The following is a 19396-nucleotide window of genomic DNA, read 5'->3' on the forward strand; positions in this document are numbered from 1 at the left end:
TCAATCAACTTTATGAGGGTATGGAGGACAAATTTCCTTCCATATCCATCAGAAACCACCTTCTATGAAAAAAAAGCTTTCTTAAAAATCCAGATTTCTTAACTGTTTGAAAATAACAATGATTACTGTTTGACAGTGGCATGTTCTTTTTTTTATCATATAAATAAGAATACATGAACACATTGTCATATATTGAAATAGAATAGGAGTGTCGACATGCGAAAGAATAATAATCATGAAGAGCTGAATGGGCATAAACAGGATGAAAAAATAGATGAACCTTGTGTGGAGATTGATGAAGAAACGTTATTTATCGTCACTCAGACGTTTAAAGCATTGTCCGAGCCGACTCGTGTAAAGATTCTTCATTTATTGGCGCAAAAGGAACACTCTGTTAATGATATCGCTGAAAAGCTGTCGCTGCTTCAAACGACCGTATCTCATCAATTGCGCTTCTTGAAAAATTTACGATTGGTCAAGTACAGACGCGAAGGCACGACATTGTACTATTCTGCCGATGATGATCATGTCATGAACATGCTTCAGCAAACGATGCACCATGCGAGACACCACTAGGAAACAATGGGGGAGTTCAAGATGGACGAATATAAGCTTCAAGGGCTCTCGTGCAGCAATTGTGCGAGGGACATGGAAGAGGAAATCAATAAACTGGAAAATGGAGAAGGCTCGAGAATTCTTTATAACAGCAGCAAATTAGTCCTGAATAAAGGCGTTGATATGCAAAAAGTGGAGAAGATCCTCTCCGCTGATGGAGCCTCCCTCGTGAAGGATCATGGGGATGAACATGGTCATGACCATTCCCATGAGCATACTAACAGCAACACAATGAAGATCCTGCTTGGGATATCGGCCATCATCTTTTTCTCAGCGATCTATGTCGATTCGCAGTTGGATAATCTGGTCCCGATCATTATGTATTTGACGGCTGCTGCGACAAGCGGATATCCAACCTTCATCAAGGGAGCAAAGAATCTGCTGAAATTCAAGTTAAACATCGATACGTTGATGACGATTGCCCTGATAGGCGCCTTTTCCATTGGGGAATGGAAAGAAGGGACGCTTGTAGCGATTCTGTTCGGCGTCAACGAACTGCTTGAAGGAATGGGCATGGAGAAGGCAAGGAAGTCCATGGAGGAATTAATGAAGGTCGCCCCGAAAGAAGCGATTCTGATTGAAGGCGACAAGGAAAGGGTCGTACCGATCAGCTCATTGAACGCAGGGGATCTCGTCCTTGTGAAATCAGGACAGAAAATCCCGTCAGACGGAATCGTCGAATCCGGTAAGAGTTCCGTCAATGAAGCGGCCATCACCGGTGAAGCCATGCCGGTTGAGAAGGAAAAGGATGAGAAAGTCTTCGGCGGAAGCATCAACAACGAAGGGGTCCTTAAGGTAAGGATTTCGAAAGAATACAAAGATTCGTCCCTTGCGAAAATCCTGCACTTAGTCGAAGAGGCTCAGGAAACCAAGACCCCGACAGAACAATTCATCAATCGATTTGCCCGGTATTATACACCGATCATCATGATCGTGTCCGCATTGGTGATGTTCGTCCCGCCCCTTCTATTTAATGGGGACTGGGGAGAATGGTTTTATCAAGGGCTCGCGGTACTCATTGTCGGTTGTCCGTGTGCATTGATCCTGTCGTCTCCGATAGCCATCGTGTCAGGGATTGCCCGCAATGCAAAAAACGGGATCCTTGTAAAAGGCGGCGTATTCCTCGAGCAACTCGGTAAAATTGACACCGTTGCATTTGATAAAACGGGTACGCTCACCAAAGGTCATCCGTATGTAGAAGAAATGGCTGTATACGATCAAGAAAACTTCTTTAGGATTGCCGGTTCAATCGAAAAATCATCTTCACATCCGATTGCCAAAGCGGTTATGAAGAAGATAAGCGACGACTCAGCAAACCAGGCATTCTCGGAACCGGAAGAGATCAACACCATCTCCGGTCAAGGTGTAGCTGCCATGATTGAAGGGAAAAGTTACAGAGTCGGAAACGAGAAAAGTCTCGAATGCCCCGTTCCTTCTGAAGTCGAGCAAAAGATCCAAACGATGAAAGCCAATGGGTATACGCTGGTGATTGTCTCAAGCGATACAGAGGTTCTTGGGTTATTCGGCATCACGGATGAAATCAGGGAAGAAAGTAAAGAAATCATACAGGACCTATATTCTGCCGGTATCAAACAAGCTGTGATGCTGACAGGAGACCACGACAAGACTGCAGAAAAAGTGGCACAGCAAGTGGGATTGACCGATTACTATGCAGGTCTCCTGCCGGACGAAAAAGTCGCGAAAGTAAAAGAACTAACAAGCAAAGGAAAAGTGGCCATGGTGGGCGACGGAATCAACGATGCCCCGGCACTGGCAACGGCCGACCTGGGAATCGCCATGGGGAAAGGAACCGACAGCGCCATTGAAACGGCGGACATCGTTCTGATGCAGGATCATCTCGGAAAACTTCCTTCCGCCATCAAGATTGCGAAAAGGGTCAATACCATCATCAAGATCAACATTTCCCTTGCATTGGGGTTGAAATTGATTGCATTACTCTTGACCATCCCAGGACTACTCACACTATGGATTGCCATCCTGTCTGATATGGGTGCGACCATCTTGGTTACGTTGATTAGTTTAACGGTGATGATCGGGGAAAAGTTAAAAGTGTCAAATTAAATGAAAGGAGCGGGACGATCCCTGCTCCTTTCATTTTTTTTATTGTGCATTAAAGGGTTTTCACAGCTGTTTAGTAGAATAAACAAGAGAGAACACAATTCCGAGATGGGAGGCATTTATGATGAAAAAACTGCTTATCTTCGGAGCAAGCGGATTAGTGGGAAAAGCACTGGTGGAAGAATGCAAAGACTCCTTCGACGTATATGGGACCTATACAACCAGACCCGTAGATCTTCCTCACGAAAATCAATTTCAATTAGAAATCAGCGATACAGATCAGATGAAAGATATGGTCAAAACCTTAAGACCCGATAGCATCATTTCATGTCTGCGTGGTGATTTTGATCAACAGCTTGAATTTCACAGGGAACTCGCAAAGGAAATGCAATATAGAGAAAGCACACTCTACTACTTTTCTACGGCCAATGTGTTCGATGGGGATTTCACGAAGCATCATACAGAAGAAGACGCTCCTAACGCTGCATCACCCTACGGGCAGTTTAAAATAGAGTGTGAAAACTTGTTGCAAGAATTATTACAGGAACGGGCCGTTACAATACGGATTCCGCAAATATGGGGGAAGAACTCTCCTAGACTGGACCAGATTAAAAGTGGGATTGAAGAAGGCGCCATTGATGTATACAGCAACCTGGAGTGTAATCATCTCACAGATGAGTTATTGGCCAAACAGTTAAAATACATCATTCTTCATCACGTTAAAGGAGTATTTCATCTCGGTGCGGTCGATATGATGGCTCAGTCTCAATTCGTTGAGGAACTAGTGGGCAACCTTACGAATAAGGATGTTACGTTTCATAATTGCCTGCTTGAAGATAAACCGGAGACATTTCATTTCGGGCTGAAGAGCATTCGAAAGGATCTTCCGGAGCGTTTGGTGAAGACGAATAGAGCATTGATAAGGGATTTAGTTTAGGCAGATCCTGTTGAAATGGGGGTTTACACATGTTTGATACGTTTAATTTTGACCTGATCTACCGTGAACGAAATGATGTAACCCCATTAGTGGTCATGATGTGTGGGGTGGCGGGTTCCGGTAAAACGACTTTTTCACAAATATTGGAGCGATCTGGGTTTGTCCGCCTTTCAATCGATGAAGAAATATGGGCAACGAATGGTCGATGGGGAATTGATTTCCCAATGGAAAAGTTTGAGGAATATAGAAAAGATGCAGAAGAAACATTACGCAACCGATTAATAAAGTTAATCCACGATAAACAGCAGGTGGTGATAGATTTTAGTTTTTGGGACCGGGGGAGAAGGAATCGATATAAAAAACTGATTGAGGATTCCGGGGGTAAATGGATACTGGTTTATTTGAAGGTTCAAGAACATGATTTGCGTGAACGACTTAAAGTACGTAACCAGCGCTTTGATGCCAATTCCTTCCCCATTTCAGAAGAGCTTTTAGCATCATATCTTAATGGTTTTGAAATACCTCAAGGAGAAGGGGAAATAGTGATCGACAATTAAAAGGTGGTAAGGAATAGTGCGGCCCCATGCTTTTTGAACAAAAGCAGGACTTCCCCTCCCCATCTCAGAATACATAAGTGAAATGGATTGAAAGGAGAAAAAGTATGAACGTTGAAAAACAGATACTAGAATGGTTCACCCATTTCCACGCTCATCCGGAAGTGAGCTGGAAGGAAGTTGAAACGACGAATAGGATTGCAGCAATTTTGGATGAACTGAATGTGGGCTACAGGAGATTTTCTGATGTGACAGGGGTGATTGCTGAGATAGGAGAAGGGGATGAAGTGACGGCTGTTCGCGCGGACATCGATGCCCTGTGGCAAGAGGTGGACGGGGTAATGAAGGCGAATCATTCCTGTGGTCATGATGCCAATATGTCCATGGTTCTCGGAGCCCTTCTTTATTGCCTGCAGGATCCTCCGAAAAATAAGCGGATCCGTTTCATTTTTCAGCCTGCAGAGGAGAAGGGGAATGGATCGCTGACCATGATCGAGAAAGGGGCGCTTCTGGATGCTCGTTATTTATTCGGGGTTCATCTGCGACCGAAGGAAGAATTGGATCATGGTTTCTTTTCGCCATCGGTCCATCACGGGGCAGGCATTTACATGGAAGGGAAAATCAAAGGAATAGATGCCCATGGGGCGAGACCCCATCAGGGAAAGAATAGCATCGATGTGTTGATGAGCATCCATTCCTTTTTGAAAACGATCTATTTGTCTCCATTTGAATCGTATTCTGCGAAACTGACAAAGCTCGCTGCAGGTGGGGAGAATCTCAACATCATCCCGGGGAATGCGGAGTTTGCCATCGATGTGCGTGCCCAGAAGAATGAGGTGATGGAAGAAATACAGCGCCGTCTGAATGATGGAGTCGACGCTATTGCCAAGCTGTACGGAGTCACGATTGAGTATGAATGGACAGACTATACTCCAGGAGCGGAAGTGTCGGAAGAGGCTGAGAGCATCACGAGGGAAGCGATTCGCTCCATCGCGGGTAAAGAAGCATTGGCTCCGCCGGTCATTACATCGGGCAGTGATGATTTTCATTTCTACACGATCAAGCATCCGGAAGTGAAGGCGGCGATGATCGGGGTCGGTGCAGATTTGACTCCCGGCTTGCACCATCCGGACATGACGTTTAACGTTTCAGCGCTGAATCAAGCGGCAAAAATACTAGCGGAGACGCTGAAAAAGGCATCAATCTGATTGTAAACGGTACCAAAAACGGATTGACGTCTCCAGCTTCTCCCCTTATGATACTCATATAGCGACTATTTAACGACAATTAGGAATAGTCAAAAAACAAAGGGGTATCAAGGGGGAATTTGGATGAAGAAAGAAATGTCGTTTTGGCTGGCCATCATACCATTGCTAGTCATGATCACTGTAATGGCTATCACAATCGTCGTATTGGAGCAGGGGCCGCACATTCCTCTGATCATCGGTACGGTCACGGCTGCACTAGTCGCATGGTTTACTGGATTCAAATGGAAGGATATAGAGGAAGCGATGTATAAGGGGATCCGTCTTGCTTTACCTGCCGTCGTCATCATCATGCTTGTGGGATTGACGATCGGTGCGTGGATCGGCGGCGGAATCGTGGCAACGATGATCTATTATGGTCTGAAGATGATCACACCATCGCTTTTCCTTTTATCGATTAGCGTCATCTGTGCCGTAGTGTCGCTTGCGATCGGGAGTTCCTGGTCAACAATGGGGACCATCGGTGTTGCGGGCATGGGGATCGGCATCAGTATGGGGATTCCGGCTCCGATGATTGCAGGTGCCATTATCTCCGGGGCTTATTTCGGTGATAAGATGTCGCCGCTGTCAGATACAACGAACCTGGCTTCGGGGCTGACCAACACGGATCTTTTTGTACATATCCGTCACATGCTTTACACGACCATCCCGGGCTTTGTGATTGCCCTGGCTGTATATGCGTATTTAGGAAGGAATTTTGGAAAAAGCGGCGTCAATACGGAGGACATTGGAAAAACGATCGGTGTTCTCCAGGACAGCTTTGTCCTGTCACCGTTTTTACTGATTGTACCGCTGCTTGTCATTGTGCTCGTTGCCAAGAAAGTGCCTGCCATCCCGGCCCTGATCGTGGGGATCATTCTTGGGTTTGGAGCTCAGGTATTCATTCAGCATGATTCGTTTGCGGATGCTGTTTCGGCTCTTCAAAGCGGATACGTGATCGAGACGGGCAATACGATGGTGGATGATCTGTTTTCTCGTGGAGGTCTCGATTCCATGATGTACACGGTCTCCATGACAATCGTTGCCATGACCTTCGGGGGGATCTTGGAGCACACAGGTATGCTTCAAGCCATCGTCAACCAGATCCTTAAGGTGACAAAGACAGCGAAAGGCCTGGTGGCTTCCACTGTTGTGTCTTGTTTTGCCACAAATGCATCATGCTCTGAACAGTATATTTCGGTTGTGGTGCCTTCAAGGATGTATGCGAATGCCTACAAGGAAAAAGGGCTGCATTCAAAGAATCTGTCCCGCGCCCTTGAGGATGGAGGGACGTTGACATCCGTCTTTATCCCATGGAATACATGCGGCGTCTTTATTTTAGGAACGCTCGGCGTTCATGCATTCGAGTATGCGCCATATGCGGTGCTGAATTTCATCGTGCCGATCATTTCCATCATCTATGCCTTCACGGGCTTCACCATTACCAAGCTGAGTGAAACCGAAATGAAAGCAGCACAGCAGGAGGATGCCACACTTTCCTCCTGAACCGGTCAATAAATGGGGAAGGTCAGTTCATAAATGGCGCGTGGCCTTCCTTGTGCATACGTCATTTCTTCTCCAATGATCTTGGCAGAACCGTTGTCCACCAGTTTCTTCAAGATCCGTTCCGTGGAGCGCCTGGTGATTTGCATATAGTCCGAAAGCTCTGCCGTAGTGAAATCACGGGCGGAACGGGATTTGTAGAATTGAACGAGTTTGGATAAGTTCGCCGGACTTAATTTTAATTGTTTGGCAAGAGACAGCATGTCGGGAGTATCACTCTTCAGATGCTGTTTCTTGCTGTTATCAGGATAAGGCCCTGATAACTCTTTTTCCTCATTCAGAATAAAGGCACAGCCATCAGGATCAACCTTTCTGGCAAAGGACAACGCGGTCTGTGCGTTAGCTTCTGCCTCCGCTGCCGTAGGACCGTATCCGAAGCCTGCAAGCACGGGATGTTCAAGCTGAAACAGAGAATGGAAGTCGGTGCTTTCCATGAAATGTTCAATGCTTCCCCTGTTGCTGTAGATCGTGTAGGAAGCATCGTCCTCCTTTTTTTGAAGGGTCCCGTTCATCAAGCGGGCAAGCTCATGAAGATGTTCCCGTTCACCATCCCATTCTTGTATGGAAAGACGGGCAGCAGCGATCGTGGCCGCTTTTCGTTTCGAAAGAAGGGATTGGGCATGAGCTTCATGGATGGTCCGTATTAATGACTTGGCAGGGTCGATCATTCGCATACAAGGGATGTGCAACTCGACAAGCCGGTTATAAACCGCATGGATGCTCGTTAAGGCCATATCTGTTTGACCATCCTGAAATAACTGGCGGTGGAAGTCTGTATAGTCGTCGATGTGAAAGGTGTGGGGCAGGCGTTCTTTATAATCCATCACATATCGGGGAGGGTTCTTGAGGTGTAAGTCTGACTGGGCATGATCGATGAAAGAAAGATCCATTAAGTCGATGGACACGCGGTCTGGTTCAATCCCATGATGGTGAAGGATATAAAGCAGTGATGTCACAAGGGCCGTTTCATCCTGTTCCAGGTAAAGGACCGGGACAGACAATGTGTGGCATTCTTCTTTTGAAAAAAAGTAAGGCAGTGCTCCGGAAAACAATACGGCATCACAGGGTGTCAGGTTTTTTATATGTAAGCTTGCTTCCTGGGGCTCACCGTAAATATAGGGGATCAGTTCGATAGTGTTCAAATCCGGTACAATGGACGTCTGGACGTGTTCGATGAATTCTCTCGACCCGATCAGCGCGATTTTCGTTTTCATGATAATCTCCTCTCTGAATTAACGACTATATAACGACATTATACCAAGAAGAAATGAAATTTGGTAAATTTTAAAGGAGTGCTTAGCATATGATCATCAAAAAAATCAATCTCTATGCCATTCGATTACCACTGAAACAGCCTTTTATCATCAGTTACCATACCTATGAGGATATGCCTTCAATCATTTTGGAAATGGAGACGGACGAAGGAATCATTGGATACGGTGAAGCGGTGGCGGATGAACATGTGACAGGGGAAACGTGGGAAAGCACATTTCAGGTACTTCAGCACACCCTCGCCCCGAAACTGATCGGGGAGAACCCGTTTCATATTGAAAGAATTCATGAGCTGATGGATCAAGCCATTTACAATGCCCCGACGGCCAAGGCGGCCATCGACATTGCTTGCTATGATCTCATTGGAAAAAAAGTGAATCAACCCGTTTATCAGCTGCTCGGCGGCCGGTATCATGACGAATTCCAGATCACCCATGTCCTGAGCATAACAGACCCGGATACAATGGCAGAGGAAGCAGCCAGAATGATCGAGAAAGGTTTTCAATCGTTTAAAATGAAGGTTGGAACCGATGTCGACCAGGACATTGAACGAATCCGGAAGGTCAGGGAACGTGTCGGGTTGGACGTGCCGATCCGGGTGGATGTGAATCAGGGCTGGAAGAACAGCAGTCAGACGTTGAAGGCTCTGCGGCATCTTCATGACCTGAACATCGATTGGCTGGAGCAGCCCGTTTTGGCAGATGATGTGGATGGGATGGTCCGGATTAAATCGAAGACAGATATCCCCCTCATGATTGATGAAGGGCTGAAAGGCGTACGTGACATGCGTGAAATCATCGGGAAGCAGGCAGCGGATAAAGTGAACATTAAATTGATGAAGAGCGGAGGAATCTATCCGGCAGTGAAACTTGCCCACATGGCTGAGATGGCAGGGATGGAATGCCAGGTTGGTTCAATGGTCGAATCATCCATCGCCTCAGCAGCCGGATTCCATGTGGCTTTTTCCAAAAGGGTCATCACTAGTGTAGAATTGACGGGACCTATTAAGTTTTCGAAGGACATCGGAGACCTGCATTATGACGTCCCCTATATCCGACTATCGGACAAAGCGGGCCTCGGTGTTAACGTAGATAAAGAAATTCTGGAAGAGTTGACTGAGTTTAAGAGTATCGTAGAGTAAGGAGCATAGAATCATGGATTATCTATTTGAAGGGTTTATTGACAGTGAATCCTACACTGTCCGTTTGTTAAGTAAAGAGGATATAAGTCAAGTACAGCAGCTGCAGGAGCTTGTCGTGGAGACCTTGACGGAAAAAAAGAACCTGCAGCCCCTGACGTATGAGGAATTGAACTATATATTAACCGGAAACGGACTGATGATCGGAGCCTTTACAGAGACGGGACTAATTGCATTCCGCGCCTTGTTGATTCCCCCAATTGATGAAGAGCATCTGGGGCTGGATGTTGGATTAGATGCAGAGGAACTGCCACGGGTCATCTATCAGGAAATCTCGAACGTACACCCGGATTACAGAGGCAACCGGCTTCAGCAAACACTGGCTCATTTGATCATGCAGGAGCAGGCGAAGCTGGATCAAAAGTTCACCTATGTGGCATGCACCGTCGCTCCCTTTAATATTCCCAGTTTAAAAGATAAGTTTAAGCAGGGTATGGAGATTGCGGCCCTTAAGGTCAAGTACGTGGATCAATTGCGCTATGTGTTCATTAAGCGTCTTGATGGAGATGGCGGAGGAGAAGAAATTTCCGAGATTGCCAGAGTTCCGATGGGGGATGTCGAGGGACAGCAGGCGTTATTGGATGAAGGGTGGCGTGGCATTTCGATGGAGGAAGATGATGGTGGGTATCGGGTGTTGTATGTGAGAAGGCAGCCACTGTCCTAACAGATTGTCTTCTGATGAATAAGCGGAATTTTTCCTGTTATCGTGCAAAATGTGTGTAGTTTCGGGGGGGATAAGCGGAGTTTTTCCGTTTAAGGCACGTCAAGATGGTACATTTTAAAGCATTTAGAGTAAATAGGCGGAATATGTCCGTCTATTACTTGATATTTCGTGCAGAATTTCTCAATAAGCGGAATATGTCCGCTTATTGAGGTCGTTTATTTTACAGGTATATAGAGATCGCGAAAAAAATGCTTCGAGCATCTGTGTCTCCAAGCATTTTTATTTTCTTTATGAAGTCTTCACAGGCTCATTGGACAGCATACCTGATGGAACTTCCTTGAACAATTTAGGCTTTGTCTTAAATACCGAAAACAACACACACCCTGCCAAAACAATCGCACTTCCTACAACCTGAAGCCCATTCATCTTCTCACCCAAAAAGACAAACGCCAATAAAGCCGTGAATACTGGATTGAAGTTCAAGAACAACCCCGACGTACTTGGCCCCAGCTTATTCACCCCGACATTCCAAAGCACCATGCAGACAACCGTGGAAATCACGCCGGTATACAGGATCGACTGCACGAAGGATGCATCGACATTGGTCACACGGAAATCATGAAGATTGAAAGGCAGCAGGATAAGAAGTCCGAACACTCCTGAATAAAGAATCGACATCATGGGCGTGACACTCTTCATCGCCCACTTGCTGCAAACGGAATAAAAACCCCACATCACCACGGCAGCCAGCATATACAGGTCCCCTTCATTGAACTCTAAGGAAAAGGCCATTTCCAGGTTTCCTTTGGACAGGACAAGCAACACGCCAAAGAGTGACAAGAACATGGAAGACAGTTGAAAGGCGTTCATCTTTTCTTTCAGAAAAATAAAAGAAATTCCGGCAATGGAAAACATATTTAACGTAGAAATCAGTCCGACATTGGTGGCAGAGGTCTTTTCGAGGGCCATGAATTGCAGTGCCTGAAAGAGGGCAACCCCTGTCACTCCCATTAAACATAATGGCAGAATCGATCGTACGGGTGGAACGAGCTTTTTTTCTTTCCACCAGACCATCGGAAACAGGCAGACGATGGCGATGGCCCATCTTAATATCGTCAACGTTCCCGGGGATGCATGCTCCACAAGGGTTTTGCCCACGATGAAATTGCCTCCCCAGAGAAGACTGGTCAGTAACAATAGATAATGATATTTCACGTCATTCAGCTCCATTTCACAGAGCCACTGTGCACAATGACATTTGCTATAAGAATAATTTTAACATTATATCCGATTTACAAAAGAACATATTGTATAATGAGGATAAATCGAAATAATTGAAAGTATGATAGATTATCAGATTATAAAAATTCATTTATGCAACGTTTTATCAGTGGTTTTTGGAACAATTGAAAAGGGTGGTTGAATCATGGAATCAGTTGTAAGCAGGGTATTGGATCAAATGGATCTCAAGCTTTTGGATTTACTGCAAAAGGACGGTCAGCTGAGCAATCTTGAATTATCGAAGCGGGTCAACCTATCGGCACCAGCCGTTCACGCACGCATCAAGCGGCTCGAGACGGAAGGGTACATCAAGAAACAGGTAGCAATTCTGAATCACGAAAAACTGGGGTTTGACTTACTATGCTTTGTGTTTATGAGCACGAATGAGCACCGGACAGAAAAGCTGGAAGCAGTGGAAGGGACGCTCGAATCAATGGTGGAAGTACTGGAATGTCATTGCTTGACCGGGGAGTATGATTATCTTCTGAAAGTGGCCTGTAAGGATCGGAAGGGGCTGGAACTATTTATTAGAAGGTTGAATGAGATGGGGATCACGAAGATTCAGACGAGTTTAGCGTTGAGGGAGATCAAGGATTCGACAGTGCTTCCGATCTTGGGGGATTGAGTGGGGCTGGCCCCATTAATGCTTGACCACTTGAATGGTAAATGAAACAAGGGGACAGGAAGGTACTCCTATCCCCTTTCCTATATTAATACTCTCCCTTAATCACAAAATATGATCCCCGGATGGTACCGGCCAGTTTGGATTTCTGCCTCGCAAACTTAAACTTCCCTTCAAGCTCCTTCGGTATCTCCATATCTTCAGAAAGCTTAAACCCGACTGCACGTTTCGATGGATCATCAACGGTATACATAACATTGACCGCCAAACCATCCTCATAAAAGACATACGTGAATTGGATGTTTTCCACTTGAAAGTGCGACGTTTCCAATGCCTTGGCCTCAAATTCAAGCTCACGTTCTTCTTTTAGGATTCGTTGCACATAGTCGAGTGTTTCCCGGCTTTCGCTGGCCGGTACAACGGTAAATCCATGCTTATACTTGTTCATAAAATAACGGGCTTCATGGGCACGTACACCAGCTAGTGCTTCTGCTACAGGCGATGATTCTAAACCGATCGTAGACACATTCTTGAAATCTACTGTATAAGACATGATCATTTCTCCTTGTTTCTTTATTTCATCACAACAGGAATCCACATTTCTCCATACACCATTCCGTTTCGCTGCCCCATCTCTACCACTGCATTCGGCCCTCCAACATAGGCAAAGTCCTTTGCTTCCCGCAGGACACGTCCAAAAGCAATGCCGGAAACAGTCTGATCCAGTTCCTCTGCAGTATGTCCCTCTCCTTCTACAACGAGATAGGTTCCCTTGGGAAATTGAATGGCTTTGGCTTCTTCGGGGGCGGCCGATGCATTTGCCATGACTCCGCCATGATGCATCATCTTTCCATTTATCGCTTCATTCACGGCGAAAATGTAGTCATTGGATGCGATGGGTTTTAACGAGTCCAGTGTTCCATCTTGTATGATTCCTTTCCAAAAGTCTGCCTTTTCCCTATTTAAGCCGGCCATATCAGTGTAGTGGCTCTTCAATTCGGTTCCCACGCCTACAACGGTGAAGGATTCTTTTTCTTCTAACGTATAATCTGACATTGTCAAAACCTGCCTTTTCAATGATTTGTTGTCTTCAACACTTGATATGTATATACTAACGTTAAATTGTGTCAAAAAATGATACTGTTTAGGGGGTCCCATGAAAAAAGTTGAACGGATAAATGTGATTATGCGTTATATCAATAATCGAGCCCACTTTACGATTGCTGAGATCATGCGTGAGTTTGATATTTCAAGGTCGACGGCGATGAGGGATATCAGGGAGATTGAGTCAATGGGGATGCCCCTCGTTTCTGAAGTTGGACGGGATGGCGGTTATTTTGTCATGCACAATTCTGTCCTGCCTGAGGTCCGTTTTACCGATAATGAGGTGAAAGCTCTATTTATCGCGTTTATGGCGACAAGAAATCTTCAGCTTCCTTATTTGAAGAGTCGCCAATCCCTGGCAGAGAAACTTCTCAGTCTCATTTCAGAACAACAACAGGATAACCTCGTTCTGCTAAATAAGATCTTGCTCTTTGAAGGGACCAATCCCCATAATCCTGACATCCTTGACCTTTCGGACCTTCCCCATCCCATGCTGGAAAAGCTGCTACAGACCCTGCTGTCGGACAGGTACTTATTCATAACGATTGAAGAGAATGTCATGGAAACCTACCCCATTTATCTCTTGCAGCTTTATCGTGAAAAAAGCCATTGGCATATCGAAGGGTTCAATTTGAATGATGATAAGAAACAGGTCTTTTCAGTTGATCAACTCACCGATGTCCAACCGTACCAAAACAGAAAAAGAAGAAGTGAACAAGAAATTCTGGACCATCTGAAAAAACAGGTAGAAGTCATGAACGTCATCATTGATCTCGGCCCGGAAGCGATTGCTCAGTTCAAAAAATACCATCCTAAAAACGTTTCCCTTTCTTATACCAATCCATACCACAGTACTGGAGTTCTAAAGACTTTTGTTGATGCGACTAAATCAGAAGAGGTAAAGGAAATGGCTAATTGGATCATGTTCCTCGGTGAAGATATCAGCATAAGGAAAGTGCCGGACGAAGTTTTGGATGTTTTACATGCACGATTTAAGTTATTCTGTCTTTGAATGATTTTAAGTATGTCGTGGACAAATACAAATGATGCCAGTCCTTGAGACCAGGGGATTGGCCTTTTTTTTATACCTGAAAGTTCTGATAATTTTTTGACACACATATTAGATATTGCTAATATGATGGAGATACATATTAGAAAAATCTAATGTGAAGGGTGGACCTTAAAAATGGATACGAAGATTGATTTAGAGACAAAGGTGAAGTTCCTGCAGGGATTTGCGCACAAAATCAGGATTCAGATATTGGAAAGTATCAAGACAGAAGAGAAGACGGTTTCTCAGATTGTCGGGGAACTGGACGGGAGTCAGTCAAGTGTGTCTCAGCATCTGGCCTGCTTGAGGGGATGCGGCCTGATTGTTGGCCGGCAGGAAGGAAAGTATACGTACTATAGCCTGAGCAACCAGCATGTGCGCGATTTGCTGACGATGTTTGATGTGGTACTGGATGAAGTAGATAACGATGTGGCGTGTTGTAGACATCATATTGGATAAAGGGTGAAGGAAATGGGAGAGTCATGTTGCAACTCGAAAGACAACGAATACGGAAGTGCTCAACATAAAACGGAGAACACCAAAAGCTGCTGTAGCGCCGATGAACCTTCTTCAGAACAGGGTCTGAAGACAAACTCATGTTGCACCAGCGAAGCTGTCGAGATGGGTAAAGGAGCATGCTGTTCCGGAGATGACCTCGCATCTGAACAAGCTCAATACAGAATAAATGGCATGGATTGCCCATCCTGCGCACTCTCCATCGAGAAATCTCTCGTCAAGTTGGAGGGAATCGGCGAGGCAAAAGTCAACTATAACACAGCGAAGCTTCACGTAACCGGGAACTCGCTTGATCGAGTAGAAACGGAAGTACAAAAGCTTGGATTTAAAATCGAACCGATCAACGAAAGGAAAGACATCAGAACCTATGTGGTTGAAGGAATGGATTGCAGTAGCTGTGCCAAGAGCATTGAAAACCATCTCAACACCGTTCCGGGAGTCCGACAGGTAAATGTTCATTTCTCAACGGGGAAAATGAAAGTGGATCATGAGAACAGTGTGGAAGAGATTATCGCGGAAGTGTCCAAGATCGGATTTCGTGCATCGCTGCCAGCTAAAGGTGAGCAAGACGTTTCCTCTATCAAAGAAGGATATGGGAGCATCATCACTTCAGGAGTCTTGATCGCACTTGGATTCTCAGGTTCATTTATGGGCATTTCCCCTTTAGTGGTCACGCTTCTGTACGCAGCTGCGATGATTATAAGCGGCTACAAGCCGGTAAAAAGTGCGTTTTATTCCGTTAAGAGCCGTTCCCTGGATATGAATGTACTGATGTCGGCGGCTGCCATCGGGGCGGCACTGATTGGTGAATGGCTGGAAGGGGCAACGGTTGTCTGGTTGTTTGCCCTCGGAACGACGCTTCAGACGATGTCCATAGAGAAAACGAGGAGCTCCATCCGGAACCTGATGAATCTCGCACCATCGGAGGCGTGGATCAAAGCCGGGACTCAATTAATAAAAAAGCCGGTCGAGGAAGTGGCGGTTGGTGAAGTCCTCGTGGTGAAACCGGGAGACAGAATCCCGTTGGACGGGGAAATCCTATCGGGTGAATCCAGCATCAATCAGGCACCGATCACAGGTGAATCCATCCCTGTTGACAAGGAACAGGGCGATGCGGTGTACGCTGGGACCATCAATGAAAATGGATCTCTTGAAGTACGGGTGACAAAGCTAGTGGAAGATACGACGATTTCCAAAATCATTCACCTTGTGGAAGAAGCACAGGAACAGAAAGCTCCGACCCAGGCGTTCATTGATCGCTTTGCGGCGACTTATACACCGATCGTCTTTGTATTGGCTCTCGTGATGATGGTACTGCCTCCACTCGTTGGGTTCGGCACGTGGGGAGAATGGTTCTACAAAGGCCTTGAACTGTTAGTGGTGGCCTGTCCGTGTGCCCTTGTCATTTCCACACCTGTCGCCATCGTCTCGGCGATTGGAAATGCGGCAAAGAACGGAATCTTGATCAAAGGCGGCACCTTCCTTGAAAAAGCGGGAAGCATCACCGCCATTGCGTTTGATAAAACGGGCACCCTTACGGAAGGGAAACCGCGTGTGGCGGATATCAAATCCTTCGATGCAACGGAAGAAGAACTGTTATCCATCGCTCTGACGTTAGAAGAGTACTCCACTCACCCCATCGCAAAGACTATTGTGGCGTCTGCGCACGAAAGAGGAATTCAAGCAAAAAGTGGTGAATCGTTTAAGAACATTGTGGGGAAAGGTGTTCAGGCAAAGATTGATGGAGTCACCCATTATGCAGGAAACACCAAACTGTTTGATGAGAAGGGTATATCCCTGGGTGGAGCCAGACAGATGATCAAAGAGCTCCAAACAAAAGGGAAAACTGTCGTGATCATCGGTTCGGATCAAGGTGTCATGGGAGTCATCTCCGTTGCAGACTCGATCCGGAAGACGACAGTCCGCTCCCTTGAGGGGTTAAAGGCTGCAGGGATTCGGGATGTGGTCATGCTGACAGGGGATAATGAAGGAACGGCAGAGATGATTGCGAAGGAAGCCAATGTGAATCGCTATTTTGCCGAACTTTTACCAGAAGATAAAGTGAACGTGGTGAAGACCTTACAGAGTGAAGGACATAAAGTAGCCATGGTCGGTGACGGAATCAACGATGCGCCAGCCTTAGCCACTGCGGATCTCGGAATCGCCATGGGAGGGGCAGGGACCGATACGGCCATGGAAACGGCGGATATAGTGTTGATGGCCGATAATCTGGATCAGTTGCCGCATACCATCAAGTTAAGCAGAAGAGCACTGGCGATCATCAAACAGAACATCTGGTTCTCGTTGATTGTGAAGTTTGCCGCACTCGTCCTGATTTTCCCGGGGATCCTGACACTATGGCTGGCAGTCTTAAGCGACACGGGAGCAGCGATTATTGTGATTTTGAATGCTCTTAGGCTGGTGAAAGGGAAGTAATAGAAGGAGAGAGGTTGCCTACCGGTGAGTTATCAACCGAGGTGACCTCTCTTTTTTGCGGGACAGTTAATACCCTGCTTTTTGGGAGAATGGTAGAGTAGGAACCGTCTCGTACTTTTAATTTTGAAAAATTCAATTTGAACGTGACCGATTTCCTTCCATTTACGTCTAAGTGTATAAGGAAAGGGGGAACAATTTTGGACCAACAAGAATTAAATGAATGGTTTAATGAATATGGAGAATCGATCCTTACATACATACTTTTAATGGTACGGGACTACCAACAAGCCGAGGATTTAACACAAGAGACCTTTCTAAAAGCCTATAGAAGTAAACAACAATTTAAAGAGAGCTCTTCTGTGAAAACATGGCTATTCTCCATTGCACATAATGCGACAATCGATCACTTTAGAAAAAAGCATCCGCTGAAACACTATCTTGGCCTGACAATGGAGGAGAAAGACGGCATGCCGTTACCTGAACAAATTATCGAGATGAATGAAGAGTCGGAAGAGTTATACAGAGCCATTCAACAATTAAAGCCAACGTACAAACATGTCATCATCCTAAGAAAGTTAAAGGAATTTTCAACAGCAGAAACAGCCCACGTGTTGAACTGGTCAGAAAGTAAAGTAAAAATGACGCTAAGAAGAGCGCTGGTTGAACTGGAGAAGGTTTTGACGAGGGGAGGGGTCATCAATGAAATCAACAGATCCATTTAAAGAGTTGGAAGAACAGCTAAAGGTAAGAGACAGATCAAAAGAACAGCTTCGAAGTAAAATGATGCAGAGCACAAATGAAACGAAGAAGAGCTCTTTTAAAAAGTATGGATGGATTGCGGCAGCGTGTATGCTCTTTCTTGTCATATCTCCGTTCTACTCAACGACCATGGCAAGTATTGTGGCGAAAGTATTACCAATCACGATCACTCCACAGATTTCAGACGGAGAACCCAATCCCAATTTGACTTCGGACCTTTTTAAAGTAGTCGAAAAGGAAGGATACAGAGTAGGTTCAGTTGGAACAACACCGTCTCCCTTCACCATTGAAGTGTCACTCGTGTTGGGGGATTCCACATTAAAACAAGCCAAAGAAGATCTTGAAGCCAAGATCACCAGTTATTTATATGAAAACGGGTATGATGATTACGAATTAAAGATAACGGAAGCACCTGAAATTCCCACTCATGAGGGAAGCAATGACTTAAACAAGGAATATGATCAAGTCCGAGAAATCGTGAAGGAAGTATTCGCTTCCTATGGATATGCTGAAGAAGCTGAGTATGAGTTAGCAGGTATGAAGGGGACCGGTGCTTCAGCGATTGTCACCATCGATATGCCGGACCACATTGATGAATCAAAGGAAATCATTGCAGACATTGAAAAAGAAATAGAAAAACAGAATCTAGATGTCAAAGATGTCGAGGTGGATACTTTCAACTTGAACCATCGTCAGCAGGATAATCGTTGGTCCATGATCTCTTCTGATATCTATGATGCCATGGCAGGGAAATCGATGTATCAATTGGCCGGACTTTTGTATCAAGTGAAGGAGGGACACTCTTATGTGTGGATAAAAACAGATCTGGATAAACCACTTCCCCAGGAGCAGATTGACGAAATCAAAAAAGCAATAAAGGACTATTTGGCATTACCTGAAACGAAAGAGCAAATTCGTAATGACGAGTATACGATTGAATTTTTATTGAAGAATGGGAAGTCGTTTGTGGAGGTAACAGATTGAAAATTTGTTATGCCTCCTTTAATATTAAAAGCTGTCGTGAAAGTCTCGACAGCTTTTTACTTTTTATAATTCCAAAAAACTTAGATTTGTGAATATGGTAAAATATAACTGTTAGGAATTGTCTGCAAGGAGGAAACTAAATGAAATACAAGTATGTAAAAAAATGTTTGTAGCTCAAATAATATTCATTTCAATAGGAATACTCACTATTATTATGGGGTTGTTGGTATGGAAAAAACGTTACTACAAATTGATGGCAGGATATGTGGAAGGCAGCAACAAGAATGAAGCTGCGTTTGGAAAAGTGAATGGAATATTCTTTATGGTCATGGGGGTATGGACGATTGCTTTTAGTTTCTTTATGGATGTGTTGAGTGTATGGGTGTTTATTGGTCTACTAATGATAATAGTAAGTGCACAAATTTTATTAAATAGTAGGATTGCTAAAAAATGAGGTTATCGCTGAATGAAACGAAAAGTATTTTTTGTTTCATTTTGTGGTAAAATATAGATGAAG

General features: G+C 45.1%; 19 protein-coding genes. 15 read left to right on the forward strand and 4 right to left on the reverse strand.

Annotated elements, in window-relative coordinates:
- Nucleotides 1-216 precede the first annotated feature (216 nt).
- From BVI01S_RS05535 to nhaC, 6 genes are all read left to right on the forward strand, one after another.
- Complete coding sequence (locus BVI01S_RS05535; protein WP_051758163.1) at nt 217-576, forward strand: ArsR/SmtB family transcription factor; 360 nt, start codon at nt 217-219, stop codon at nt 574-576.
- 21 nt (nt 577-597) lie between these two features.
- Nucleotides 598-2697 (forward strand): heavy metal translocating P-type ATPase, encoded by a 2100-nt coding sequence (locus BVI01S_RS05540; RefSeq protein WP_061809567.1) that lies wholly within the window; start codon nt 598-600, stop codon nt 2695-2697.
- A 118-nt stretch (nt 2698-2815) separates the two neighbouring features.
- The gene (locus BVI01S_RS05545) at nt 2816-3631 is read left to right on the forward strand and encodes a sugar nucleotide-binding protein (protein ID WP_061809568.1); all 816 of its coding nucleotides are present in this window, start codon (nt 2816-2818) and stop codon (nt 3629-3631) included.
- A 29-nt stretch (nt 3632-3660) separates the two neighbouring features.
- Nucleotides 3661-4188 carry a P-loop nucleotide/nucleoside kinase family protein gene (locus BVI01S_RS05550; protein WP_034756312.1) on the forward strand — a complete coding sequence of 176 codons (528 nt, stop codon included), beginning with the start codon at nt 3661-3663 and terminating at the stop codon, nt 4186-4188.
- 104 nt (nt 4189-4292) lie between these two features.
- Complete coding sequence (locus BVI01S_RS05555) at nt 4293-5393, forward strand: amidohydrolase (RefSeq protein WP_034756314.1); 1101 nt, start codon at nt 4293-4295, stop codon at nt 5391-5393.
- Between the two features lie 123 nt (nt 5394-5516).
- The gene (gene nhaC, locus BVI01S_RS05560) at nt 5517-6935 is read left to right on the forward strand and encodes a Na+/H+ antiporter NhaC (protein WP_034756316.1); all 1419 of its coding nucleotides are present in this window, start codon (nt 5517-5519) and stop codon (nt 6933-6935) included.
- Between the two features lie 5 nt (nt 6936-6940).
- Here nhaC and BVI01S_RS05565 read toward each other — a convergent pair whose 3' ends face one another.
- The gene (locus BVI01S_RS05565; protein ID WP_061809569.1) at nt 6941-8206 is read right to left on the reverse strand and encodes a hypothetical protein; all 1266 of its coding nucleotides are present in this window, start codon (nt 8204-8206) and stop codon (nt 6941-6943) included.
- 89 nt (nt 8207-8295) lie between these two features.
- On the opposite strand from BVI01S_RS05565, the gene BVI01S_RS05570 reads away from it, so the two are divergent.
- Entirely contained in the window at nt 8296-9405 is a 1110-nt protein-coding gene (locus tag BVI01S_RS05570) for a mandelate racemase/muconate lactonizing enzyme family protein (protein WP_061809570.1), read from the forward strand.
- A 13-nt stretch (nt 9406-9418) separates the two neighbouring features.
- Nucleotides 9419-10126: a hypothetical protein gene (locus tag BVI01S_RS05575; protein ID WP_061809571.1), complete on the forward strand. Its 708-nt coding sequence runs from the start codon at nt 9419-9421 to the stop codon at nt 10124-10126.
- Nucleotides 10127-10414: 288 nt separating this feature from the next.
- On the opposite strand, the gene BVI01S_RS05580 is transcribed toward BVI01S_RS05575, so the two are convergent.
- Complete coding sequence (locus tag BVI01S_RS05580; RefSeq protein WP_061809650.1) at nt 10415-11341, reverse strand: DMT family transporter; 927 nt, start codon at nt 11339-11341, stop codon at nt 10415-10417.
- A 211-nt stretch (nt 11342-11552) separates the two neighbouring features.
- Between BVI01S_RS05580 and BVI01S_RS05585 the strand changes: the two genes are divergently transcribed.
- Nucleotides 11553-12032, forward strand: a complete 480-nt coding sequence (locus BVI01S_RS05585) for an Lrp/AsnC family transcriptional regulator (protein ID WP_061809572.1) — start codon at nt 11553-11555, stop codon at nt 12030-12032.
- 85 nt (nt 12033-12117) lie between these two features.
- Here the strand turns inward: BVI01S_RS05585 and BVI01S_RS05590 are convergent, their stop codons facing one another.
- Entirely contained in the window at nt 12118-12582 is a 465-nt protein-coding gene (locus BVI01S_RS05590; protein ID WP_034756329.1) for a DUF8821 family protein, read from the reverse strand.
- A 20-nt stretch (nt 12583-12602) separates the two neighbouring features.
- Nucleotides 12603-13085 carry a GyrI-like domain-containing protein gene (locus tag BVI01S_RS05595; protein WP_034756332.1) on the reverse strand — a complete coding sequence of 161 codons (483 nt, stop codon included), beginning with the start codon at nt 13083-13085 and terminating at the stop codon, nt 12603-12605.
- Between the two features lie 100 nt (nt 13086-13185).
- On the opposite strand from BVI01S_RS05595, the gene BVI01S_RS05600 reads away from it, so the two are divergent.
- From BVI01S_RS05600 to BVI01S_RS05625, 6 genes are all read left to right on the forward strand, one after another.
- Complete coding sequence (locus tag BVI01S_RS05600) at nt 13186-14145, forward strand: helix-turn-helix transcriptional regulator (protein ID WP_034756335.1); 960 nt, start codon at nt 13186-13188, stop codon at nt 14143-14145.
- A 174-nt stretch (nt 14146-14319) separates the two neighbouring features.
- Nucleotides 14320-14643 (forward strand): ArsR/SmtB family transcription factor, encoded by a 324-nt coding sequence (locus tag BVI01S_RS05605; protein ID WP_034756337.1) that lies wholly within the window; start codon nt 14320-14322, stop codon nt 14641-14643.
- A 12-nt stretch (nt 14644-14655) separates the two neighbouring features.
- Nucleotides 14656-17136: a heavy metal translocating P-type ATPase gene (locus tag BVI01S_RS05610; RefSeq protein WP_061809573.1), complete on the forward strand. Its 2481-nt coding sequence runs from the start codon at nt 14656-14658 to the stop codon at nt 17134-17136.
- A gap of 197 nt (nt 17137-17333) precedes the next feature.
- Entirely contained in the window at nt 17334-17858 is a 525-nt protein-coding gene (locus tag BVI01S_RS05615) for an RNA polymerase sigma factor (RefSeq protein ID WP_061809574.1), read from the forward strand.
- Entirely contained in the window at nt 17836-18879 is a 1044-nt protein-coding gene (locus BVI01S_RS05620; protein ID WP_061809575.1) for a DUF4030 domain-containing protein, read from the forward strand. Before BVI01S_RS05615 ends, BVI01S_RS05620 begins: the two co-directional genes overlap by 23 nt.
- Nucleotides 18880-19042: 163 nt before the next feature.
- A complete protein-coding gene (locus BVI01S_RS05625) occupies nt 19043-19333 on the forward strand; it encodes a DUF3784 domain-containing protein (RefSeq protein WP_061809576.1) in 291 nt (96 codons plus the stop codon).
- Nucleotides 19334-19396: the final 63 nt, after the last annotated feature.

Origin of the sequence: Rossellomorea vietnamensis NBRC 101237 (genome assembly GCF_001591825.1) — a bacterium.
In the GTDB taxonomy this organism is placed as follows: domain Bacteria; phylum Bacillota; class Bacilli; order Bacillales; family Bacillaceae_B; genus Rossellomorea; species Rossellomorea vietnamensis.

Bases quoted from the DNA above. Each gene is read 5' to 3' on its own strand.
- BVI01S_RS05535 (WP_051758163.1), top strand. From the start codon at position 217: ATGCGAAAGAATAATAATCATGAAGAGCTGAATGGGCATAAACAGGAT.
- BVI01S_RS05540 (WP_061809567.1), top strand. From the start codon at position 598: ATGGACGAATATAAGCTTCAAGGGCTCTCGTGCAGCAATTGTGCGAGG.
- BVI01S_RS05545 (WP_061809568.1), top strand. From the start codon at position 2,816: ATGATGAAAAAACTGCTTATCTTCGGAGCAAGCGGATTAGTGGGAAAA.
- BVI01S_RS05550 (WP_034756312.1), top strand. From the start codon at position 3,661: ATGTTTGATACGTTTAATTTTGACCTGATCTACCGTGAACGAAATGAT.
- BVI01S_RS05555 (WP_034756314.1), top strand. From the start codon at position 4,293: ATGAACGTTGAAAAACAGATACTAGAATGGTTCACCCATTTCCACGCT.
- nhaC (WP_034756316.1), top strand. From the start codon at position 5,517: ATGAAGAAAGAAATGTCGTTTTGGCTGGCCATCATACCATTGCTAGTC.
- BVI01S_RS05565 (WP_061809569.1), bottom strand. From the start codon at position 8,206: ATGAAAACGAAAATCGCGCTGATCGGGTCGAGAGAATTCATCGAACAC.
- BVI01S_RS05570 (WP_061809570.1), top strand. From the start codon at position 8,296: ATGATCATCAAAAAAATCAATCTCTATGCCATTCGATTACCACTGAAA.
- BVI01S_RS05575 (WP_061809571.1), top strand. From the start codon at position 9,419: ATGGATTATCTATTTGAAGGGTTTATTGACAGTGAATCCTACACTGTC.
- BVI01S_RS05585 (WP_061809572.1), top strand. From the start codon at position 11,553: ATGGAATCAGTTGTAAGCAGGGTATTGGATCAAATGGATCTCAAGCTT.
- BVI01S_RS05590 (WP_034756329.1), bottom strand. From the start codon at position 12,582: ATGTCTTATACAGTAGATTTCAAGAATGTGTCTACGATCGGTTTAGAA.
- BVI01S_RS05595 (WP_034756332.1), bottom strand. From the start codon at position 13,085: ATGTCAGATTATACGTTAGAAGAAAAAGAATCCTTCACCGTTGTAGGC.
- BVI01S_RS05600 (WP_034756335.1), top strand. From the start codon at position 13,186: ATGAAAAAAGTTGAACGGATAAATGTGATTATGCGTTATATCAATAAT.
- BVI01S_RS05605 (WP_034756337.1), top strand. From the start codon at position 14,320: ATGGATACGAAGATTGATTTAGAGACAAAGGTGAAGTTCCTGCAGGGA.
- BVI01S_RS05610 (WP_061809573.1), top strand. From the start codon at position 14,656: ATGGGAGAGTCATGTTGCAACTCGAAAGACAACGAATACGGAAGTGCT.
- BVI01S_RS05620 (WP_061809575.1), top strand. From the start codon at position 17,836: ATGAAATCAACAGATCCATTTAAAGAGTTGGAAGAACAGCTAAAGGTA.
- BVI01S_RS05625 (WP_061809576.1), top strand. From the start codon at position 19,043: ATGTTTGTAGCTCAAATAATATTCATTTCAATAGGAATACTCACTATT.